At 70.2% G+C, this 22,988-nt stretch carries 12 protein-coding genes; 5 read left to right on the forward strand and 7 right to left on the reverse strand.

Annotation, left to right across the window (positions count from 1 at the left end):
* Positions 1-7: 7 nt before the first annotated feature.
* The 5 genes from LX13_RS11820 to LX13_RS11840 all read right to left on the reverse strand — a co-directional run bounded on the left by LX13_RS11820 (position 8) and on the right by LX13_RS11840 (position 9,172).
* Positions 8-1,303: a sugar transferase gene (locus LX13_RS11820; RefSeq protein WP_253661504.1), complete on the reverse strand. Its 1,296-nt coding sequence runs from the start codon at positions 1,301-1,303 to the stop codon at positions 8-10.
* A 271-nt stretch (positions 1,304-1,574) separates the two neighbouring features.
* The gene (locus tag LX13_RS11825) at positions 1,575-2,831 is read right to left on the reverse strand and encodes an EAL domain-containing protein (protein ID WP_253661505.1); all 1,257 of its coding nucleotides are present in this window, start codon (positions 2,829-2,831) and stop codon (positions 1,575-1,577) included.
* Between the two features lie 383 nt (positions 2,832-3,214).
* Complete coding sequence (locus LX13_RS11830) at positions 3,215-6,637, reverse strand: (Fe-S)-binding protein (protein WP_253661506.1); 3,423 nt, start codon at positions 6,635-6,637, stop codon at positions 3,215-3,217.
* Between the two features lie 128 nt (positions 6,638-6,765).
* Positions 6,766-8,103: an acyltransferase gene (locus tag LX13_RS11835; RefSeq protein WP_253661507.1), complete on the reverse strand. Its 1,338-nt coding sequence runs from the start codon at positions 8,101-8,103 to the stop codon at positions 6,766-6,768.
* A gap of 106 nt (positions 8,104-8,209) precedes the next feature.
* Positions 8,210-9,172: an alpha/beta hydrolase family protein gene (locus tag LX13_RS11840; protein ID WP_253661508.1), complete on the reverse strand. Its 963-nt coding sequence runs from the start codon at positions 9,170-9,172 to the stop codon at positions 8,210-8,212.
* A 243-nt stretch (positions 9,173-9,415) separates the two neighbouring features.
* Between LX13_RS11840 and dnaK the strand changes: the two genes are divergently transcribed.
* From dnaK to LX13_RS11860, 4 genes are all read left to right on the forward strand, one after another.
* Positions 9,416-11,272, forward strand: coding sequence for a molecular chaperone DnaK (dnaK, locus tag LX13_RS11845; RefSeq protein WP_253661509.1), 1,857 nt, complete (start codon positions 9,416-9,418; stop codon positions 11,270-11,272).
* Complete coding sequence (grpE, locus tag LX13_RS11850) at positions 11,269-11,871, forward strand: nucleotide exchange factor GrpE (protein ID WP_253661510.1); 603 nt, start codon at positions 11,269-11,271, stop codon at positions 11,869-11,871. Before dnaK ends, grpE begins: the two co-directional genes overlap by 4 nt.
* Before the next feature lie 125 nt (positions 11,872-11,996).
* The gene (gene dnaJ / locus LX13_RS11855; protein ID WP_253661511.1) at positions 11,997-13,205 is read left to right on the forward strand and encodes a molecular chaperone DnaJ; all 1,209 of its coding nucleotides are present in this window, start codon (positions 11,997-11,999) and stop codon (positions 13,203-13,205) included.
* Positions 13,205-13,588 (forward strand): heat shock protein transcriptional repressor HspR, encoded by a 384-nt coding sequence (locus LX13_RS11860; RefSeq protein ID WP_253661512.1) that lies wholly within the window; start codon positions 13,205-13,207, stop codon positions 13,586-13,588. The genes dnaJ and LX13_RS11860 overlap by 1 nt, the downstream gene beginning before the upstream one ends.
* Positions 13,589-13,821: 233 nt before the next feature.
* Here the strand turns inward: LX13_RS11860 and LX13_RS23485 are convergent, their stop codons facing one another.
* Both LX13_RS23485 and LX13_RS11870 read right to left on the reverse strand, forming a co-directional pair.
* On the reverse strand, positions 13,822-16,302 hold the full coding sequence (locus LX13_RS23485; RefSeq protein ID WP_253661513.1) for a LuxR C-terminal-related transcriptional regulator: 2,481 nt from the start codon (positions 16,300-16,302) through the stop codon (positions 13,822-13,824).
* The gene (locus LX13_RS11870; RefSeq protein ID WP_253661514.1) at positions 16,292-18,148 is read right to left on the reverse strand and encodes an Hsp70 family protein; all 1,857 of its coding nucleotides are present in this window, start codon (positions 18,146-18,148) and stop codon (positions 16,292-16,294) included. The genes LX13_RS23485 and LX13_RS11870 overlap by 11 nt, the downstream gene beginning before the upstream one ends.
* 283 nt (positions 18,149-18,431) lie before the next feature.
* Here LX13_RS11870 and LX13_RS11875 point away from each other — a divergent pair, with 283 nt between their 5' ends.
* Positions 18,432-22,913 (forward strand): IniB N-terminal domain-containing protein, encoded by a 4,482-nt coding sequence (locus LX13_RS11875; RefSeq protein ID WP_253661515.1) that lies wholly within the window; start codon positions 18,432-18,434, stop codon positions 22,911-22,913.
* Positions 22,914-22,988 lie beyond the last annotated feature (75 nt).

The following is a 22,988-nucleotide window of genomic DNA, read 5'->3' on the forward strand; positions in this document are numbered from 1 at the left end:
CTGCGGGTCAGTAGCCCGTGCCCCGCAGCAACGCACCGAACGTCAGGATGATGATCTTGATGTCGAGCCAGACGCTCCAGTTGGCGATGTAGTAGTTGTCGTAGACCGCGCGGTCGTCGATGCTGGTGTCGCCGCGCAGCCCGTTGATCGCGGCCCATCCGGTCAGCCCGACGTTCAGGCGATGCCGGTCCTGATACGACGGCACCGAGCCCTGGAACTGGGCGACGAAATGCGGTCGCTCGGGGCGGGGGCCGACGATGGACATGTCGCCGCGCGCGACGTTCCACAGCTGCGGTAGTTCGTCGATGGACGTCTTGCGGATGAACTTGCCCACCGGGCCCACACGATTGGCGCGGTCGGGTGCCCAGTCGACGTCGGATGCCGTGGCGGGAACCGGCCGCATCGAGCGGAACTTGTAGAGGTCGAACGGTCGGCCCTCCCGTCCGATCCGCTCCTGGCGGAAGATGATCGGCGCCTTCGGGTCGGTCAGGAACACCGCCAACGCGGTGGCCGCCAACACCGGTGCGACGAGCAGGATGGCGAACGCGGCCATGACGATGTCGAAGGCCCGCTTGGCGTGCCAGTACCAGGTGCGCTGTGCGAGGCGCCGGACGTGGATCAGCGGGATGGTGTGGATGCGGTCCATGTCCGAGCTGGCGTGCACGAACTCGAAAAGGCGAGGGACGACGAAAATCTCGCATTCGAGGTCGTCGCACTCACGCAGCGGTGACACGAAGTTGGAGTCGGCGGTGCGGCTGTACGCGACGATGACCGTCTCGATGCCGTACTCCTCGACGATCTCGCGGATCGGGCGGCGGCTGGAGTCGACGGCGACGCCGCTGTCGAGGATCTCGGGAAACGGGTTGTCGTCCACGACGACCATCACGTCGAGTCCGAGGGCGCGCTGCTCCCCGGCGCTCTGCATCAGCTTGTAGGCCACCTTGCCGCCGCCGATGATGGCCGTGCGCGTACGCGTGGTGATCCGCCGACGACGAGCGCGCTGCACCCCGAAGTAGAACACCCGGATGACGAACAGCATCGCGGCGACCGCGAGAGCTTCGGCGACGGCTCGCTGTAGGGGCGTGGCGGCATCGAAGACGATGACCAACGCCAGGGTCGCGATCATCGAGAAGCCGACGAGACGGGGGAGTACCAGCAGTGCCGACAGGGTGATGCGACTGCGGTACAGGCCGCCGGTGCCGAGGATGCAGACGAACGCAATCGATTCGAGCACCTGCCAGCGTTGATCGGTGGCGTACACGATCGCCGCGGCCACGGCGATCAGATCGAGCAGCAGGAGCATGATGTCTATTCGCTGGCGGCCCAGCCGAAGTCGTCTCTGACGGGTGACAGCCAGAGAGTCGGAAGCGGGCAACGACGGCAGCCCTGTTTCTCTCGTGCTCATGGTGATCCCCCAGTGCGACACAACCGTGCCGTGCGTACGCGACACGATCCCCCGCGCGGCCCCCGCCGCGCTCCCCGACCGTCACAGATTCGTGATCGGCCCTTGTTCCGTTACGAATACTACATCGCCGGGTCGCCACGGGGATGTCGTCACGGCGACGACCTGTGGACTAGCGGGTGATCTCGCTCGCGGGTGCGGGTTTGCCGAACAGGAAGCCCTGCCCGTGGGTGAAGCCGATCTCGCGCAGCAGATCCACCTGGTCGTCGTGCTCGACCCCCTCGGCCACCGTGCTGATGTCCAGCGTCGCGGAGAGATGACACACGGCCTCGACGATGCGGCGCTTGACGCCCTCGCGCTCCATGCCGTCGACCAGGGAACGATCGATCTTGGCGACCGTGATCGGTTGGTCCATCATGTACCGCAGAGCGGCGTACCCGGTGCCCAGGTCGTCGACGCAGATGACGCATCCCAGGTCGTGGAGCTCCCGGATCGTCTGTGCCGCCGGGGAATCGGCAGATATCAGGTCACGTTCGGTGACCTCCACCCACAGGGCTCCCGCGGGTACGCCCTCCGCGATGAGGCACTCTCGGACCAGGGTGGTGAGATCGCGATCGTAAAGTTGTTGCGACGAAAAGTTCACTGAGATGAAGAATGAGTCGGTGTCGGACAGGGATTCGCGCCACGCCCCGAGTTGTCGGATCGCCTGGGTGACGCCCCACCGTCCGATCGGGACGATCAGAGATGTCTCCTCGGCTGCCTCGAGGAACTCTCCGGGCAGGCGTAGTCGGCCGTCCACGGTCCAGCGCAGCAGCGACTCGTAACCGACGACCTCGAATGTGTCGAGTTTCACGATCGGTTGGTAGTGCAGGGTGAAGGCCTCGTCGTCCGACGACGCCAACTCCGCGGCCAGTGCCACCTCCGCGCGCAGGTCGGCGATGGAGACGTCGGCGGCGTACGCGATGTGGACGCCGGTGGTGACCGATGCGTGTATCGCCCCGATGGCGGCCTGGAGGAGGTCGGCCGGATCGGACGACGGCGAGTCCTCGGGGAACGCGACGCCGATGTTGTTCTGGATGAAGTACCCGACGCCGCTGACGGTGACCGTCGACGACAATCGCGCCGCGGTGTCGCGGATGAGTTCGGACGCGTCGCGCTGCCTGATGTCGAAGATGACGCCGCCGTTCGCGGCACCGCCGATGAAGACCCGGGCTCGTGTGCCCAGGAGCTCGGCCACCGCGACCAACGCGGCGCGGCGGACCTCCATCGCGATCGCTCGACCGAACGCCGCGGCGATGCGGTCGGACCCGTCGAGTTTGACGGCCAGGAACACCGCGCTCTGTGCGGGGATGTCGGCTGCGATGGCGCGGAGTTCGTCGTCGGAGAAAGCGGTGAGAAGACGGCTCGGCGACTCGTGCTGTTCGGTCACCGCTGCCCTCCCGTGCGTGGCGAGTTGATTCACGTCGCCCGATGCCGAACCGAAAGAAATGTCGACCGGGACCATGACGTGACATTGATCATGCCACGGGGCGGGCCCGACAAAGCGTGGTGTCGGCTGCGCAGGTGACCGATGTCGGCGGTCGGTCCGGGGTCAGAACCCGACCTCACAGGAGGCGTGTGCGCTGCGTGAACTGCCGTGGACAGGCTCGCCGACGACAATCGCCGCCGATTCGCGAGGAATTCGGCGGCGATTGTTCGACGACATTGTGTGGACGACAATGAATTGCGTGGTCGAAACATTTCTCATTGTGTGCAGTCACAATGAATCGATCACGGCTCACGCCGACCGCAATCGAATTGTCCGGCTCTCGATTACGACCCCGGACGCTTCTTTCCCGCGGCGATTCCGAAACCGGCGGACTTGGAATTCCCCGTCTCGGTGATCACCCGCGCCTGCGTGTCGGAGTCGTCGGTCCCGGTGGTGTCGGCCTTCTCCGCCGGCTCCGACGAACCGTTGGACTCGGCCGAACCGTTGGACTCGGCTGCACCGTTGGACTCGGCCGAACCGTTCGATTCTGACGTCGCCGAGGTCGGCTCGGACGTCGACGCCGACTCGGCGGAACCGTTGGTCTCCGGTTCGGCCGGCGTGCTCGCGGTCGGCTTCGCCGGTGCCTTCGCGGCCTGACCCGGGCGCTTACCGGCGCCCATCCCGAACCCCTTGGCCTTCGGCTCCGGAGCGGGCGCGGACGGGGTCTCCGTCGCGGCCGTCTCGGTCGGTGCCGACTCCGAGGCCGTCGCCTCGGTGGCCGATTCCTCGTCGGCGGCCGGCTCGGCGGGAGCCGGGGTCTCGGCGGCCGCGGCCGGCTTCGACGGCGCCTTCGCGGCCTGACCCGGACGCTTCGCACCGCCCATGCCGAACCCCTTGGCCTTCGGCTCCGGAGCCGGCGCCGCCGCCTCCGCGTCGGTGGACGCCTCCGCCGGTGCCGCTGACGATGCCTCCGCGGGTGCCTCGGACTTCTCCGCGGCCGGTGCCGACGCCTTGGCTGCCTGGCCCGGACGCTTCATGCCACCGCCCATGCCGAAGCCCTTCGACTTCGGCTCCGCAGCAGGTGCCGCTGCCTGCGTGGACGCCTCGGTTGACGATGCTTCGGCGGGTGCCTCGGACTTCTCGGCGGCCGGTGCTGACGCCTTGGCTGCCTGGCCGGGGCGCTTCATGCCGCCGCCCATGCCGAAGCCCTTCGACTTCGCCGCGGTGGCCGCGGACGTCGCCTCGACGGCCTCCGCGGAGTTCGACGACGCGGGCTCCGCCTTCGACTCGGCGGTCGAATCCTTGGCGGGCGCGGCCGTGGTTGCCTTCGCGGCCTGGCCGGGGCGCTTCATGCCGCCGCCCATGCCGAGTCCGACCTTCGGCTTCGCCGTGGTCTCGGTTCCGGTCGCCTCGGCTGCGGCCTCGGCGGGAGCCGACGACTTCGTGGTCTCGGTGACCTGCTCTGCCTTGACGTCGGTCTTGTCGAGAGTCGCGGTCCCGACGGTCGCCGGGCCGAGGAATCGTCCGCCGCGCTTGATCTCGGCGGCCCCGCGGGTCACCGACTCGAAGAGCAGCTGGGCCACGTCGACGACCTCGACCTTGTTCTCCAGGTCGGTGCCGCTGGTCTTGGCGGTGGTGCCGTCGCTGAGCATCACCTTGCAGAAGGGACAGCCGGTCGCGATCTTCTGGGGCTGGTCGCCGGAGTCGTCGAGCGTGCTCAACGCCTCGTCGACCCGGTCGAGGTTGATCCGCTTGCCGATGGACTCCTCCATCCACATGCGGGCGCCACCGGCGCCACAACACATGGACCGCTCGCCGTGACGCGGCATCTCACGCAACGCCGACCCCGACGCGGACATGAGCTCGCGGGGCTCCTCGTAGACCTTGTTGTGACGGCCGAGGAAGCAGGGGTCGTGGTAGGTCACGTTCTCCGCGACCGGCGCGACCGGGATCAGGCGCTTGTCGCGCACGAGACGGTTCAGCAACTGCGTGTGGTGCACGACCTCGTAATCGCCACCGACCTGCGGGTACTCGTTGCCCAACGCGTTGAAGCAGTGCGCACAGGTCACGACGATCTTCTTGCGCTGCTGCGGTGCGGTGGCGAACAGCTCGCCGAGGGTGTCGATGTTCTGCTGCGCCAGCATCTGGAACAGGAACTCGTTGCCCGAGCGGCGAGCGGAGTCGCCGGTGCAGGTCTCGCCCTCACCGAGGACGAGGAAGTTCACCGCGGCGATGTCGAGGAGCTCGGCGACGGCCTTGGTGGTCTTCTTCGCGCGGTCCTCGTAGGCGCCGGCACAACCGACCCAGAAGAGGTACTCGAAGCCCTCGAAGGTGTCGACGTCCTGGCCGTAGACCGGGATGTCGATGTCGATCTCGTTGATCCAGTTGGTGCGGTCCTTGGAGTTCTGACCCCAGGGGTTGCCCTTGTTCTCGAGGTTCTTGAACAGGCCGGCGAGCTCGGACGGGAAGTCCGACTCGATGAGGACCTGGTAGCGGCGCATGTCGATGATGTGGTCGACGTGCTCGATGTCGACGGGGCACTGCTCGACGCACGCGCCGCAGTTGGTGCAGCTCCACAGGGTGTCGGCGTCGATGATGCCGCCGCCGGTGGCACCCTCGCTCGGGCCGACCAACGGGCGGGCGGCCTCGGCGCGTGCCGCGGCCGGGATCTTGTCCAGAGCGGCCTGGTCGACGTTGCCCTCGGCGTCGACGAGTCCGACCTCGTCGCCCGCGGCGTCGGTGCGACCGCCGGCGAGCAGGTAGGGCGCCTTCGCGTATCCGTGGTCACGCAGCGACATGATCAACAGCTTGGGCGACAACGGCTTTCCGGTGTTCCACGCGGGGCACTGGCTCTGGCAGCGACCGCACTCGGTGCAGGTGGTGAAGTCGAGCCAGCCCTTCCAGCTGAAGTCCTCGATCTTGCCCGCGCCGAACGCGTCGACGTCGGGGTCGGCCTCCTCCATGACGAGGACCTCGCCGTTCGACATCATCGGCTTGGCGGCGCCCAGGGCGACCTTCGAACCGAGCTCGCGCTTGAAGTAGATGTTGAAGAACGCGGCGAAGCGGTGCCATGCGACACCCCAGGTGATGCGGCGGCCGACGACGGCCAGCCACACCATGCCCGAGAGCAGCTTGATGGCGGCGAAGATCGACACGAGCAGCGGGCTCTCCGGCAGGATGTGCGCGACCTGCATCGTGAAGAAGTCCGAGCCGACGTGGCCGTCGTGGTAGGTCGCGATCTTGCCCGCCTTGACGAAGATCATGCCCAGGCCCTCGAGCAGGACGACGATCTCGACGAAGTAGGCGGCCAGGAACCCCGATCCGGCGAAGCGCGACAGACGCTCCGGGCGTCGCGGGTGGTTGAGCTGGCGGATGATCATCAGCGTCACGATGCCGACGACCGTGCCGATACCCAGCAGCTCATCGAGCAGGTGCCACACGAAGGTGTCGCCGAAGATCGGCCAGTGGAACTCGGGGTTGAACGTCTGCCCGTACGCCTCGAACCACAGCAGCGAGCCGACGACGAAGCCCATCATGACGAGCCAGTGCGCCCAGCCGACGGTGCGGAACTTGACCATCCTGGTGTGGGCGACGAACTCGATCATCATCTGCTTGAAACGCGGGATGACCGGGGTGAGTCGAGTGGTGTCGCGCTGTCCCTGGGCGATCGTGCGGAGCATTTTCCACACGCCGGAGAAGAACAGGGCCCAGCATCCGAGACTGATGAGGGCTGCGATGGTGCCGATGGTGATGGTGGTGGCGCTCAAGGCGTTGGGGCCTTTCTATCCAGGGCGAACGACAGCCGACGCCCAGGTGTCCTTACATAGACCGTAAGGCCTGGACGCGGGTGCTCGCATGGAAGGTAGACCTAAGTCGCCACCTGGGGTGATGTTGGTTACCCGCGAGTAGGTTCGACCTGCCGCGACGCGTCGGATGTGACGCTCGACTCGGCGGTCTTCTTCACCCGAACCGGAATTCTCGGACGCCCGGTGAGATACAGCGCGAACGGTGCCCGCCGGAGGCCCTCGGCGATCACGAGCGTGATCGACACGGTCAGCAGATAGACGACGATCGTGGCCCACGGCGCACCCAGGTGCTGCTCGAACCAGCCCCGGGTCGTCGGGCTGTCGAGCCGCGGCAGGATGAGCAGCTGCAGGACGAACACGTGCGCGAGGAAGATCGCGAACGACCGGTTCGACGCGTAGGTGACGACCTTGTTGAACCGCGGCGTGCGGTCGCGGCGGTCCGACCACCGCAACGCCGTCGCGTACAACGCGAGGATCGCCATGAAGATGAACGGCTGCAGGGTGGGGTTGAGCGCGAACCCGGCCAGCGCCGGCGTCTGGCCGTCGGCCAGACGCTCGGAGAACGTGACGTAGGCGAACACGCCGCCGGCGATCAGCCCGCCCAGGATCCACCAGCCGCGTCCACGTATCCACTCGTCGACCCGCTCCCGGTGCACGGCCGCGACCGCACCCAGGAACACGAAGAACTGGTACGGCAGGAACGTCGAGTAGGCGTGCCACCAGTTGTTGTAGAGCCAGCTGCCCTCGGGGGCGTGGAGGTGGTTGAGCGTGTAGAGGATGCCGAGCTGGATGACCAGGCTCGTCGCCAGCAGCGCTATGTGGTGGTTGCGGGTCTTCCGGACGATCCACAGGATCGCCGGGAACAGCAGATAGAACTGGATGATCACGAAGATGAAGTACAGCTGGAAACCGGCTGTGCCCCACAGCAACCCGTTGCGGAGCTGCTCGAACCAGAAGCCCATGTCCGACCACCCGCCGTTCGCCACCACCGAGTAGCCCCAGTAGACGACGGACCAGATCAGGTAGGGGATCACCACGAGCTTGAGGCGGCGCGGCCAGAACTGGGTGGCCTTGAAGTCGGGCTTGTCGAAGTTGCCGAACATGAGCACGAACCCGGTGAGGAAGAAGAAGGCGTTGCGGGTGAAGTGGCCCCACATGCCCAGGGCGTTGGTCAGCACGCTGGTGTCGGAGTTGTTCGTGTTGGTCAGCACGTGGCAGAAGATCACCATCAGGAAGGTGCTGCCGCGGACGAAGTCCAGCTGGTGCAGATGCCCCCGCCGCGCCGTGGTCGGCGCTGCTGCGGAGACACCGGTGGCCGATGAGGTGGCGAGGGACGTCGTCATCGGCCTGCTCCCGGGGTCGCGGTCAGCATCGGGGCGACGGTACCAGCCCCCGTCGTCGACCCCCAGCGCTGTGACCTGGGCCACTGGCCGTGGGTACGCGACGTCGACATGACCCCCAGCATCGCGTGTGTTCCTGTGAAGAACCTGTCGGTGCGCTGTCATCGCGCAGGGGAGGCGGCGGCCGGTGGGGTCAGGCCGAGGGGCGGGTGGACGCCGTGATCATGCGGATGATCTGCAGGAACACCGACGACCGCGGCGACACGAGGGCCGAGTGGGACTGACCTCGCAACAGGACGAGACGGGCCTCTCCGCGCGCCCGCTGGACGGCCGCCACGAAGGACATGGACTGCGACGGGGAGACGACGCGGTCGGCCGTGCCGTGCACGGCGGTGATCGGCATGGTCGGGTCGATGTTCTCGATCGGGTCCACGGCGCGGTACCGGTCGGGGACCTGCGCGGGCGTGCCGCCGAGGATTCGGGTGACCCGGGTGTCGCCGGTGTCCGCGGCCCGCTCGAGGTTCAGCGGACCGGCCAGCGAGATGATCCGTGTGGGCCTCCACCGCGACCTCGGGTCGCCGAACTCGGGCGGGGTGGCGGCATTGCGGGTGCCCGCCCACACCGCGAGCTGCGCCCCGGCCGAGTGTCCGACCAGGGTGGAGTCGGCGGTGTCGATCTCCGGGTTGAGTCGATCGAGCGTCGGCACGTAGTCGACGGCCGCGGCCACGTCGCTGAACGTGGTCGGCCAACCGCCGCCGGAGCCGATGCGCCGGTACTCGATGTTGTAGGCGGCGACCCCCTGGGCCGCCAACGCCCGAGCGATCGGGTCGAACAGGCCGGCGCCGTAACGGGCGGTCCACCCACCGCCGTGGACGAGCACCACCAGGGGCACCGAGTCCTCGGCGTGCTCGCCCGCCGGGAGGTACAGATCGCCGTAGTCCTGACGCGGGTCGCCGACGCCGGTGGGGAGATAGGCGTATCTGTGCACGCTTGTCCCGCGCGTCGCGGAATCCTCCGACGTCGAGGTCGGCGCCGTCGTCGCCCGGTCTGCGGGGCGCGTCGCCTGCCGCACGCCCACGGCCACACCGGCCGCGACGATGAGCACCAGAACCGCCGTGACCAGCGCAATCGTGCGACGAGACAGTCTGCGAGTCATCGCCGCCGACTATAACCGCGCGGGACGCGCGGTGCCCGGGGAGAAGCTCCGAGGTCACCGGGAACAGATTCGTGAGGTCGCGAGTTGAACACCTCGAGAACCTTGAGCGTGATCCACTCAACTGATTTGACGGGACCGACATCCTCGCGTAGTAGTTGAGTGGACTCCACTGAGGTTCGAGAAGTCAGTGGTCTGGCCAGCCAAACATCCGGCCGGCGTCGCAAACGTAGGAGGTAAGAAGATATGGCTCGTGCTGTCGGTATCGACCTCGGCACCACCAACTCGGTGGTCGCCGTCCTCGAGGGTGGAGAACCCACCGTCATCGCCAACGCCGAGGGATCGCGCACGACCCCGTCGGTCGTCGCATTCGCCCGTAACGGCGAGGTCCTCGTCGGCCAGCCCGCCAAGAACCAGGCGGTCACCAACGTCGATCGCACCATCCGTTCCGTCAAGCGCCACATGGGCGAGGGCGAGTGGTCGCAGAAGATCGACGACAAGGACTACACCCCGCAGGAGATCAGCGCCCGCACGCTGATGAAGCTCAAGCGTGACGCGGAGAGCTACCTCGGTGACGAGGTGACCGAGGCGGTCATCACCGTCCCCGCGTACTTCAACGACTCGCAGCGCCAGGCGACCAAGGAAGCCGGCCAGATCGCCGGCCTCAACGTCCTGCGCATCGTCAACGAGCCCACCGCGGCCGCACTCGCCTACGGCCTCGACAAGGGCCAGTCCGAGCAGACCATCCTGGTCTTCGACCTCGGTGGCGGTACTTTCGACGTCTCGCTGCTCGAGATCGGTGACGGCGTGGTCGAGGTCCGTGCGACCTCCGGTGACAACCTGCTCGGCGGCGACGACTGGGACCAGCGTGTCGTCGACTGGCTCGTCGAGAAGTTCAAGGCGCAGAACGGCATCGACCTGACCAAGGACAAGATGGCGCTGCAGCGTCTGCGTGAGGCGGCCGAGAAGGCGAAGATCGAACTGTCGTCCGGTCAGAGCACCTCGATCAACCTGCCCTACATCACCGTGGACTCCGAGAAGAACCCGCTGTTCCTCGACGAGCAGTTGTCGCGCAGCGAGTTCCAGAAGATCACCTCGGACCTGCTCGAGCGCACCCGTGCGCCGTTCCAGGCCGTGATCAAGGACGCGGGTGTCGCGGTCGGCGACATCGACCACGTCGTGCTCGTCGGTGGTTCCACCCGTATGCCCGCCGTCAGCGAGCTCGTGAAGGAGCTCACCGGCGGACAGGAACCCAACAAGGGCGTCAACCCCGACGAGGTCGTCGCCGTGGGTGCCGCACTGCAGGCCGGTGTGCTGCGCGGTGAGGTGAAAGACGTTCTGCTGCTCGATGTCACGCCCCTGAGCCTCGGTATCGAGACCAAGGGTGGCGTCATGCACAAGCTGATCGAGCGCAACACCACCATCCCGACCAAGCGGTCGGAGACCTACACCACGGCCGAGGACTCGCAGCCGTCGGTGCAGATCCAGGTGTACCAGGGTGAGCGTGAGATCGCGTCGCACAACAAGCTGCTCGGTTCGTTCGAGCTGGCCGGCATCGCGCCTGCGCCGCAGGGTGTCCCGCAGATCGAGGTGACCTTCGACATCGACGCCAACGGCATCGTGCACGTCACCGCGAAGGACAAGGGCACCGGCAAGGAGAACACCATCCGGATCCAGGACGGCTCGGGCCTCTCGAAGGACGAGATCGACCGCATGATCAAGGATGCCGAGGCGCACGCCGACGAGGATCGCAAGCGCAAGGAAGAGGCCGAGACCCGCAACCAGGCGGAGTCGTTGGTGAACCAGACCGAGAAGTTCCTCAAGGAGAGCGAGGACAAGGTCCCCGCCGACGCCAAGGAGAAGGTCGAAGCCGCCATCGCCGGCGCCAACGAGGCGCTCAAGGGCACCGATCTCGCCGCGATCAAGTCCGCGGTGGAGACCCTGTCCACCGAGTCGCAGGCCCTGGGGCAGGCGATCTACGCCAACTCCGCGGCCGAGGCCGGCGCCGACGGTGCACCCGGTTCGTCTGACGGGGCCGACGACGTGGTCGACGCCGAGGTCGTGGATGAGCCCACCGACGCCGATTCCGGTGAGAAGAAGTGACGGCTGATCAGCCGGGCACACCCGAGGAGCCGGGCGATCCGGTCGACCTCGGGGAGGTGAACCCGGAGGACGTGTCCGCAGCGGCCGAGGCGGCCGCGAACGCCGAACCCGCAGAGGCGGGGGAGGCCGACGGTCCCGCCGCGACCGAGCTCACGCCGGAGGAGGCGCAATCGGCCAAGGAGGCCGAGTTGCTCGCGGACCTGCAGCGACTGCAGGCCGAGTACGCCAACTACCGACGGCGTGCCGACCGCGAGCGTCAGGGTGCGGTCGAGACCGGCAAGGCGACGCTGATCAGCTCGCTGCTGCCGGTGCTCGACGACCTCGACCGCGCGCGTGCACACGGCGATCTCGAGGCGGGGCCGCTGCGTGGTGTTGCCGACAAGATCGTCGACACGCTGAAGTCGCAGGGGCTCAACACCTTCGGTGCGCAGGGCGATGCTTTCGACCCCGCGTTGCACGAGGCCGTGCAGCACGACGGTGACGGCGCGAACCCGGTCATCGGCGATGTGTACCGGCAGGGTTACCGCCTCGGCGAGCGACTGCTGCGGACCGCGATGGTCACCGTGACCGACGCGGCCGACGCGGACGCCGGGTCCTAGGCCCGCGACCCACCCCGACGGACGCCGCACATCGTCGGCGCGAACTGCGACAATGGTTCGTGCCGACGATGTGCGGTCCGTCTGGATCTCATGACGATGTTTCTCACGTGAGGAGGTGACGCCTGATGGCTCCCCAACGCGAATGGCTCGAACAGGACTTCTACAAGGACCTCGGCGTCGCTTCGGACGCCTCGGCCGACGAGATCAAGAAGGCCTACCGCAAGCTGGCGCGGGAACTGCATCCCGACGCCAACCCCGGTGACGCCGCGGCCGAAGAGCGTTTCAAGCGGGTGTCGGAGGCGCACAGCGTGCTGTCCGACGCCGCCAAGCGCAAGGAGTACGACGAGACGCGGAGCATGTTCGCGGGCGGTCGTTTCCGAGGCGGTGGCAACAGCACGGGCGGTGGTTTCCCCTACGGTTCGAGCCCCGGCGGCTACACCACCGGACGCGGTCCCGCGGGCGGTCAGCAGTTCGACGTCGGCGACCTGTTCGGCAACGCGGGCGGCGGCGCCGACGCGGGCAACTTCGGCGACCTGTTCGGCGGGCTGTTCAACCGCGCGCCGCGCGGTGGCTCACGCCCCAAGCGCGGCAACGACCTCGAGACCGAGACGACCCTGGGCTTCCGGGATGCCGCGCTCGGCACGACGGTGTCGCTGTCGCTGACCAGTCCGGCTCCCTGCACGACCTGTCATGGCAGCGGCGCGAAGCCGGGGACCAGTCCCCGGGTGTGCTCCACCTGCAACGGCGCCGGTGTCGTCAGCCGTAACCAGGGCGCGTTCGGCTTCAGCGAGCCGTGCACCGACTGCCAGGGCACCGGTTCGCGGATCGACGATCCCTGCCCCGACTGCTCGGGCAACGGTGTCACCGTGCGTACCCGCACCATCAACGTTCGTATCCCCGTGGGAGTCGAGGACGGACAACGGATCCGGCTCGCGGGCCAGGGTGAGGCCGGCCTGCGCGGAGCGCCGTCGGGCGATCTGTACGTGGTCGTCCACGTCCGCGCGGACTCGGTGTTCACCCGCGTCGGCAACGACCTCAAGGTCGAATTGCCGGTCAGCTTCGGTGAACTCGTGCTCGGCGCGACGGTGTCGGTGCCGACTCTCGACGGCAACGTCGGCGTCAAGATCCCGCCGAACACCTCCGACGGGCGGACTCTGCGGGTCCGTGGCCGCGGCGTCACCAAGCGATCCGGCGGATCCGGCGACCTGCTGGTGACGGTGCGGGTGTCGGTCCCGTCGAAGCTCGACGAGAACGCCACCGAGAAGTTGCGTGAGTACGCAGAAGCCGAGCGCGCCGGTGGATTCGCGCCCCGCGCCGGTTGGGGCGGTGCGTGATGGAGGGTCGCGAGGAGATGTTCATGATCTCGGTCGCGGCCGAGCTCGCGGGCATGCACGCCCAGACACTGCGCACCTATGACCGGCTCGGGCTGGTCAGTCCGCAGCGCGCCGCAGGCGGCGGCCGACGCTACTCGTCCCACGACGTCGAGTTGCTGCGCGAGGTGCAGCGGCTGTCGCAGGACGAGGGCGTCAACCTCGAGGGCATCAAGCGCATCATCGACCTGACCAATCACGTCGACGCGCTCGCCCAGCGGGTGCGTGAGCTCGAGAACGAGTTGGTCGCCGAGCGAGCCGCGCGCGGACGGCGCGGGACCGAGCTGGTGCCCGTGCCCCGTACGAGCGCACTGGTGGTGTGGCAACCACGCCGTAAGCGCACCTGACCCGCCAGTGGGCACGTGCAGCCACCAGTTGGGCACGTACAGCCGTCAGTTGGGCACGTACAGCCGTCAGTTGGGCACGTGAACCCATCGAGTGGGCAGTTGTGGACTACGACTAGGCGGTTGCGAACGCCCGCGGGCGTCATGGGGCACATGGATCCGACATCGGTGGTCGTTGCGCCGATGCCCACAGTGCCCAACCAACGTCCGTATCTGCCCAACCAACGGGGGAATGCCTAGCTCGCGCCTGCTCCGTATCCCGCGGCGCGCAACGCCGACATCAACTCCGACCGCGACCCGACACCGAGGCGGCGACGGATCCGTGCCACGTGGTGTTCGACGGTCTTGGCCGAGATGTACAGCGTTGCACCGATCTCGCGGTACGTGAGCCCCAGGACGAGCTGTTCGGCGACCTCGGCCTCGCGGTCGGACAGCGCCGACTGTGTACCGACATCGCCGGCGCCGACCGGCGCGGTGGTCGCGGTCGGACCGATGGTCCGGGCCGTCTGCAGCAGGGCGGTGGCTGATCGGGTGTCGCCGATTCGCAGTGCCCCTTCGGCGGCCAGTCGGGCACCGTCGAATGCGTGTCCGACCCGTTGCAGGCTGCGCGCCGCCACGTCGATGTCGGCCGCGACGACCGGTGTCTGCGCGTCCTCACCCTGCAGGACCTTCAGCCACACACGGCCGGCCTGCGCGAGAACGGCCGCGTACGAGCTGGATTCGGACGCCTCCCCGAGAGCGCGTGCATGCGGGACGAGCGTGACGGGGTCGTCGGAGAGGATCGCGGCCTGGACGCCGTACCAGTGCCACGCCGCCGACCACACCGACGGATCGCCGAGATCGGTGAGCAACCGGCCCGCGTCGGCGGCCAGATGCGCCACCCGCGCGACGTCGCCGCATCGGATGGCGGCGAGCCACAACTCGCCGAGTGGGAGCAGTGCGAAGAGGTCGACCTCGGCCTCGGCGACGACCGCCTGGGCGTCGCGCCAGGCATTGTTCAGCGCCCCCGAATCGCCACGACGTCGGGCGATACCGACCGCGAGTGCGTGACGCAGCAGCAGATCCCGGTGTGACCGCGCGGTCGCAGCGGTCGCAACGGCGGTGGCCTCGGCGAGATCGCCGGCCATCATCGCGGTCCAGGCACGCAGCAGGTCCAGACGTACCACGTAACCGTCGTTGGTCTCGTGGACACGGTTGAGCACCGCCTGCGCCCCACCGAGATCACCACCGTGCAGGTTCAGCAGGATCGCCAGCGCAGCAGCCGATTCCGGCTCCACCACCGACACCCGTCGCAGCGACATCGACCGCAGGACCGGTCCGAGCGCAGGGGCCGGATCGGATCCCAGCGAGGCGACCAACCCGTCGGCGAGCAGGCCGGACGAGGCGTTGTCGGCGGTCGGGGGAGCGCTGTGTGAGGCCTCGGCGAACGCGGCGGCTCCCTCGCGGTCCCCGGAGGCGATAAGGGCGACGACGCCGATCGCCGCGTCGGCGCCTGCACGATCGGGACCGAGCCAGCGGAACAGTTGCGCGGCACGGGAGTACGTCCCTCGCCGCGACGCCACCGCCGATGCGACGCGGACACCGGTGCGGATGGTGTCGGTCGATTCCGAGGCCAGCGCCGCGTCGGCGATGCGGGATGCGACGTCGAGGTCGTCGGATTCCAATGCGGCCTGGGCGAGGGCGACGTCGGTGGTGGCGGGATCGGCGCCGGCGACACGAGCGGCCGACCACAGCGTGACCGCTCGGTGTCCGGCGGCGGCGCGGGCGAACTCGCACAGGGTCTCGGCCAGGGCCGGATCGACCATGCCCTCGTCGGCCGCGGCGATGGCGCGGTCGGCGTCGAGCGCCCGATTGGCGATCAGGACCCGGACGAGCTCCGCACGGGTGGAACCGATCTGATGCGCACCGACCACGGCGACAAGGGATGCCTCTGCGCCCGGGAGGAAGAAGTCGGAGTCGCCGAGGAAGCCGGAACCGCGTGCGCGATCGACGGCGGCCACCGCTTCGGTCCGCGACACCGTCGCGGTCTGCGCGACCGTGTCGGGATCGGGGGACGAGCCGGCGGCGGCGATGGTCAACACCGCCAACGCATTCCGGTCCAGGCGGCGGAGCTGTCGGTGTTGCCACGCGGAGATCGCAGTGGCCGCGACGGTGTCGAGCGTGCGTCCGTCGGTGCCCTGACCCTGGATCTCGACGGCGTGCAGGGCGGCGTCGATTGCAGCGCGGTTCCCGCCGGTGGCGCGGGCGATCGCGGCGGCGGGCCCGGCGAGCAGATGCCGACCGGACCGTTCGACCACCCCGGCCGCGGAGATGGGACGCAGCGGCACGACTCGTCCGCGCGACCGCAGGGCGGCGCTCAGATCGGCGATCGCATCGCGGTGGTCGCGTGGTTCGCCGGCGACGACGACGGTGATGTCGGCGCGTACGGCCAGCGTCGCGAGGTGGGCCAGGGTGGCGTCGTCACGGTCCTGCGCGTCGTCGACGAGCACGGCGCACCCGGGCTCGGGATCGAGAGGTATGTCGTGGACCACCGGGATGCCGATGCGGTGCAACGCATCCGAGAGCGCGGTGAGAACGGCGCTCTTGCCGCTGCCCGCGACACCGACGACGTGGGCACGCAACGGTCGGCCGGCGCTCGACTCGACGTCGAGCAGCAGTGACTGCGCGTCCGGCATCCCGGCCAGCGCACCCGCGGGTGACGTGAGGTCAGTTGGCACCGAGGATCCCGCCGACGGTGTCGCCGACCCCGCCCAGGATGTTCCCGGGTACCTGCGCGACACGACCGGGGAAGTTCGGGAGGGTGGGAAGTGTCGGGATCGTCGGACGACCCGCGGTCTCCGGGGGCGCGTTGCCACCGGTGTCGCCCCCTCCGGTGTCGCCGCCGCCGGTGTTGCCGCCACCCGTGCTGCCCCCGCCGGTGTCGCCGCCGGTGTTGCCGGTGCCCGTGTTGCCGCCCCCGGTGTTCCCGCCGGTGCCGCCGCCGGTCGAACCGTTGGATCCGGAACCGGTACCGCCGTTGTTCTGCGAGCCCGACCCCGAGCCGCCGCCGGTGCCGGGCGACTGCGCGGCGCCCCCACCGGTGCCGGCGGTACCGCCGCTGCCTGTGTTGGGCGCAGCCGAGGCGCCGGTGCTGCCCGCACCGGGCGTGGAGCCGGCCGACGCGCTGCGGCCCGCACTCGCCGACGGTGCGCCCGAGGTGGCGGGGGCCGACTGCGTCGGGGTGGCGGCGGGGGCCTCGTCGCCGGAGAGTGCGGTGCCCACCGAGAGTCCGCCCGCGGTCAGCAACGCGATCGCGACCGCGACACCGCCGATGATGGCGAGACGTTTGTTTCGTCCCATGGGGATCTTCTCGACCACGGTCGTGCGGGGGGCCGGCTCGACCGCGCGGGTCTGCGCGGGTACGAGATCGGCCTTGCGCGCGGCGGCCAGATCAGCGACCGCGGCCGCGGCGTTGGCCGGCATCGCATCGAGTGCGGCTGCGGCGGAATCGATCTCGCCGGCGAGAATGGCGGCGCCGAAGGCCGAGGTGGTGACGGGGTCGGCGTCGACGATCACCGGGACCCGCAGCATCGACGACATCATCTCGGTGATCAGCGGAACCGCCGATCCGCCACCGGTGAGGATGATCGCGGTGACGTCGCTGAGGCTGTGCCCGGTACCGGCGACGGTCTCGCGCAGCAGGGTCAGCGACGTGGCGATCGGCTCGTGCAGCAGGTCCTCGACCTCGGAGCGAACCAGGCGTGTCTCGGTCCGCAGGTCCGGCAACTCCACCGACACCGTCGTGTCGGTGTCCGACGACAGGGCTTCCTTGGCCGCGGTGCAGCGTCGGCGCAGCGTCGCGAGGGACTCCACGGTGTCGGGGGCGAACGGGTCGAGGTCGTCGAGCGCGGAGACCGACTCGAGGACGTGGGTCAGGATCAGCTGGTCGAACGCGTCGCCGCTGATGTCCTCGCTGCGGACGGGGCGACCGATGATCTGCGATGCCTCGCCGGTGCGGACCACGGCGATGTCGAGGGCGGAACCGCCGAGGTCGTAGACCACGACGAGGTCGGTGTCGGTGTCGGTGACCGCGGCATGTGAGCCGCCCGAGCGGGGGACACCGCCGGAGGCGAGCCCGTCGGGTCGGGTGGCCTCGGCCGCTGCCACGGCCGCGATCGCCTCGGGGACGAACGTGACGTCGGACAGTCCCTGGGTCGCCGCGGCGGCGCGCAACGCGTCGACGGTGTAGGCCTGCCACCCGTTGGGGCACGCGACGACGACGCTCGACGCATCCGAACCGCTCTCGCGGGCGAGGCAGGCCAGCGCCGTCGCGTACAGCTCCTCGCCGCTGAACTGACGGCCGTCGTCGGCGACGAGTGCGACCGGGTCACCGACCCGTTGGGTGAATCCGGCCAGGTCAGGCGACCCCGCCGAGACCGCGCCGGCCGCGGCCAGCACGGGCGCGCGACCGGGGGCGAGCTCCAGAGCCGTCTGCCGGACCAGTGCGTCGTAGGTGCCCGACCGGGTCGTCGAGACCGCCACCGAGGCGGAACTACCGATCTTCAATCCGAGGCCAGAGGCCATGGGGTCGACTCCTCTATTACGACGCGGGCGTGCGGACGCCCATTCACGTGACTTCATTCCATTGTCGATATCAAACCTTGTTCTGTTACCGCACGTCAGGAGATTGCGGGGACATCCCCTATTCCCCCTAACGCACCCCCCGACCCCCTAGTCCGAGCAGGACGCGGACAAGGGGGTTGATCCCCGTTGGGCGGGGGGTCGCGGATGCCTAGCGTTGTGGTCAATCGGAGATCCGGGATCTCACGAAGAGCTCAGACCTCCACAACCAGCCACAGGAGCCACCATGCCCACCAACGCAGTCCTCGACTTCATCCTCAACCTGCTGCGCGACGACAAGGCGGCCAGCGCCTACTGCCTGAACCCGCAGGCGGCGCTCGACGCGGCCGGGCTCCCCGAGCTCTGCCACGCCGACATCGTCGGTGCGGCGCCGATGGTCGCCGAGTCCGGTCTGTTCCCCGGCGGTCAGCGTCTCGCCTCGATCGTCAACGCCGGCGCGGTGCCGGTCGCGGCAGGCGGAGTCGGTGGCGTGGGCCTCGGTGGGGGCAACGTCGGTCTCGGCGGCATCAACCTCGGTGGCATCAACCTGGGCGGGGTCGCCCTCGGCGGTCTCGGTGGGATCGCGCTCGGCGGCCTCAACTTCGGCAGCATCGACTTCGGCAGCCTCGCGCTCGGCGGCATCAACCTCGGCAACGGCATCAACTTCGGGTCCGTGAACTTCGGCAGCCTCGGGAACTTCGACTTCAGCAGCCTCAACCTCGGCGCCCTCGACCTCAGCGCACTCAACTTCGGTGTCGTCTCCATCAGCAACCTCGTGTCCGGTGTCCTCGACCTCGGCGACCTGGCCATCGGAACCCAGCTCGGTGCCGTCCTGGCCGGTTCGCTGGCCGCCGCACTCAGCGTCGGCGGAACCGTCGCGGCCACCTTCGGCGCGGCGTTCGGCGCCTTCGTCGACGCGGTCGTCGCTCTCGGCGGCTCGCTGGTCAACGTCATCGACATCAACGGTGTCCTCGACATCGGCGCCACCATCGCCGGTGTCTTCACCGGTGGCCTCGGCCTGGCCGCCGGTCTCGGCGCACAGCTCGCCGGAACCATCAACGCGGCCGTCGCGGTCGCCGGTGGCGTCGCCGCAGCCGCGGTGCTCAACGGCACCGCGACCATCGGCGCCGTCCTCGGTGGCGCACTCGGAGTGGGAGGTGCCCTCGCCGGAAACGTCGGTGCGGCCCTCGGTGCAGCGGTCGGTGGACTGATCGGGGTGGGCGGATCCCTGGCCGCCGATCTGTCCGCCGCACTCGCAGCCGGTGTCGGCGTCAGCGGATCGCTGGTCGCCGTCCTCGCCGGCGCGCTCGGTGTCGGTGTCGGTGCCGTCGGCGGGGTCGTCGCCCAGCTCAGCGGCGCACTCGGTGCCGCGCTCGGCGTCACCGCCGGACTCGGCGGAACGCTGGCCGGTCTGCTCAACACCACCGTGCTCGCCACCCTCGCGGGCGGCCTGACCACCGCGCTGCAGGGTGCCCTGGTCACCGCGCTCGGCGCCGGCGGCGTCATCGGTGCCGACCTCGGTCTCGCGCTCGGCGCGGTCCTCGGAACGGTCACCGACCTGACCGGGATCCTCGATCTCAACGCGGTCCTCGGCGCAGGCGGCACCCTCGCCGGCGCCCTGACCGGCGTCCTCGGCCTGGGCGGCGGCATCACCGCAGCGCTCGCCGGTGCACTCGACGCCGCGCTCGCCGCAGCCGGCGGTTTCGACCTCGCCGCGGTGTTGGCGGGCGGCGGCAACCTCGGTCTCGCCCTCGGCACCGCACTGTCCGGCGTCCTCGCCGCGGGTGGCGCGGTCGCCGCCAACCTCGGCCTCGCCCTCGGCGGTGTCCTCGGAGTCGCCCTGGGTGGCGGACTGGGAGTGGCGGGCGCGCTCGGCGCGCAGCTGAGCGGCCTGCTCGCCGGTGGTGTCGGCCTCGGCACCGCCCTGGCCACGGTCCTCGGCGGAGCCCTGAACCTCGGCGCGGGCGCTGTGCTCGTCGGCGGCGTCGTCGGCAACTTGTCGGCCGTTCTCGGCGGCGCGCTCAGCGCAGCCCTGGGCGCAGGCGGCCTCGTCGCGGGCAACCTCACCGCCCTGCTGGCCGGCGGCCTGACCGCCGACCTCTCGGCCGCCCTCGGTGCCGTGCTCGGCGCCGGCGGCATCCTCGGCGCCGACCTCGGCCTCGCGATCGGCGGCGTCTTCGGTGCCCTCGCGGGCGTGTCCGGCGCCCTCGCTCTCGCACCCACCCTGGGCCTGGCCCTCGCCGGACAGCTCGGTGCCGCGCTGGGCATCGGCGGTCTCGCCGTCGGACAGCTCGGGGCGTCGCTCGACGCACTCCTGGCCGGCGGTGTCGACCTGGCCGGCGTGCTCGCAGGCACCGCGAACATCGGCGCCGTCCTCGGCACCGCACTCGGCCTCGGCGGGGTCCTGGCCGCCGACTTCGGCGCCACCCTCGGCGCAGTCCTCGGGACCGCCCTGTCCGGTGCGCTCGGCGCACAGCTGGCCGGTCTGCTCGCCGGCGGTGTCGGACTCGGTGCCGCACTGTCCACCGTCCTCGGCGGGGCCCTGGGCCTCGACGTGGTCGCCGGACTCGCGGCCGGTGTCGCCGCCGATCTGACCGCCACCCTGGGCGGAACGCTCGGTGCCGTCCTCGGCGCGGGCGGCGTCCTCGGCGCCGACCTCAACGCACTGCTCTCCGGTGGACTCACCGGCCAGCTCTCCGGCGCACTCGGCACCGCGTTGTCCGCGGGCGGCGCGGTCGCGGCCAACCTGGGCGTGGCGCTGGGCGCCGCACTCGCCGGCGTGGTCGGTGTCGGTGGTCTGATCGCGCTCGACCCGACCCTGGTGCTCGGCCTCGGCGGCACGCTCGCCACCGCGCTCACCGGTGCTCTCGGCCTCGACGGCCTGCTCGCCGGGGGCCTGGGGGCAACCCTGAGCGCCGCTCTCGGCGCGGGCGTGGACCTGGCCGCCGTCGTCGCGGGTACCGCTGACCTGTCGGCCATCCTGGGCGCCACGCTGGGCGCAGGCGGAGCTCTCGCCGCCGGCGTCGGCGCCTCGCTCGGCGCCGTCCTCGGCACCGCGCTCACCGGCACCCTCGGCGCACAGCTCTCCGGACTCGTCGCCGGCGGCCTCGGCCTCGGTGCCGGTCTGTCGACCGTGCTCGGCGGAGCGCTCGGACTCGACGTCGCCGGTGGCCTCGCCACCTCGCTCGGCACCACCCTCACCGCCGCACTCGGCGCGGGCGGACTGCTCGGGGCCGACGTCACGGCCCTCCTCGGTGGCGGCCTCACGGCCGGTCTCTCGAGCACTCTGAGCGCCGCGCTCGGTGCCGGTGGCGCCCTCGGCGCCGACTTCGGAGCCGCACTCGGTGGCGTGCTCGGAGCCGGCCTGTCCGGCCTGGGTGCACTCGACCCCTCGGTCGGTCTCGACCTCGGTGCGGCGCTCGCGGGCAACTTCGCCGGCGGCCTCGGACTCGACGGCGCGGTCGTCGGACAGCTCGGTGCCGCACTGAACACCGTGCTCGGCGGGTCGGTGGATCTGTCCACCGTGCTCGGCGGCGGCGCGGACCTCGGCGCGACCCTGAGTGCCGCACTCGGCGCCGGCGGCAGCGCCGCCGCGGGTCTCGGCGCATCGCTCGGCACCGTGCTGGGTGCGGCCGTCACCGGTGATCTCGGCACGCAGGTCGTCGGTGCACTGGGCGGCGGCGCCGATCTCGGCACCGCGATCAGCACCGGCCTCGGCGGCGCGCTCGATCTCGACGGCGGCCTCACCAGCAGCCTCGGCACCGCCCTCGGCGCCGCGATCACCACCGGCGCGCAGGCGACCGGCGGGCTCGACGGACAGCTCGGTGCACTAGCCGACCCGTCGGCCGCCCTGACCGGCGGACTCGCAGGCGTCACCGGACTCGGTGCCGGACTGGCCGGATCCCTCTCGGGAGCAGCCGGACTCGACGCCGTCGCCGGACTCGGTGGAGCAGCCGGACTCGGCGGCGCGACGGGACTCGACGGTGCCCTCGGGGCGACCGGCGGCCTCGGTGCCGCCCTCGGCGCCACCACCGGCCTGACCGGCGCGCTCTCGGGCGCCACCGGCCTCACCGGCGCCACCCCCGGTCTGCCCGATCTCGGTGCGGGTCTGTCGACCGGGCTCGGCCTCACCTCGGGGGTCGCAGCCGGGGCGTCCGGAGCACTGGGCGCCGCTACGGGTACCGACACCGGACTCGACAGCACGCTGGGCGCAGGCGCGGGCGGTGCGGTCGACGCCGGTTCGCATGCGGCCGGCGGTCTGGGCCTGGGCGGACTCGGCCTCGGTTCGGGTGTCGACTCGGCCCTGCAGGGCGGGGCGACCGGCGACCTGGCCGGTGCGCTGCACACCACCACCTCGGGAGTCGGCGGCCTCACGTCCGGGCTCACCGGGTCGACCGCGGGTGCGGCGACCGGCGACGCCTCGGGTGCGGGTTCGCTGCAGGGCGCGACCCACGGTCTGACCGACACCACCGCGGACCTGACCGGATCGACGGCGAACCACGCCGCGGCCGGCGCGGGCTCCACGTGGTCGGGTCTCGACGCCGACCACACCTTCGCGGGCAGCGGCTCGAGCACCACCGCGGGCGACGGCGGTCTGCACACCAGCGGACTCACCGACGGCCTGACCGGCGGACTCACCGGTGGCGGCGACGCCGCGGGGCAGACGCACACCGAGGCCACCACCTCGGAGTCGCATCACCTCGACATCGGACACGGCCTGCTGCCCTGACCGACGCCTCGCGGCGTCACCGCGAAAGAGCTCGTCAGTGCAGCGCGCGCCGGTTGCCCCGAACTACCGTCCGCG

The sequence above is a fragment of the Williamsia maris genome (assembly GCF_024171815.1).
Taxonomy (GTDB): domain Bacteria; phylum Actinomycetota; class Actinomycetes; order Mycobacteriales; family Mycobacteriaceae; genus Williamsia_A; species Williamsia_A maris.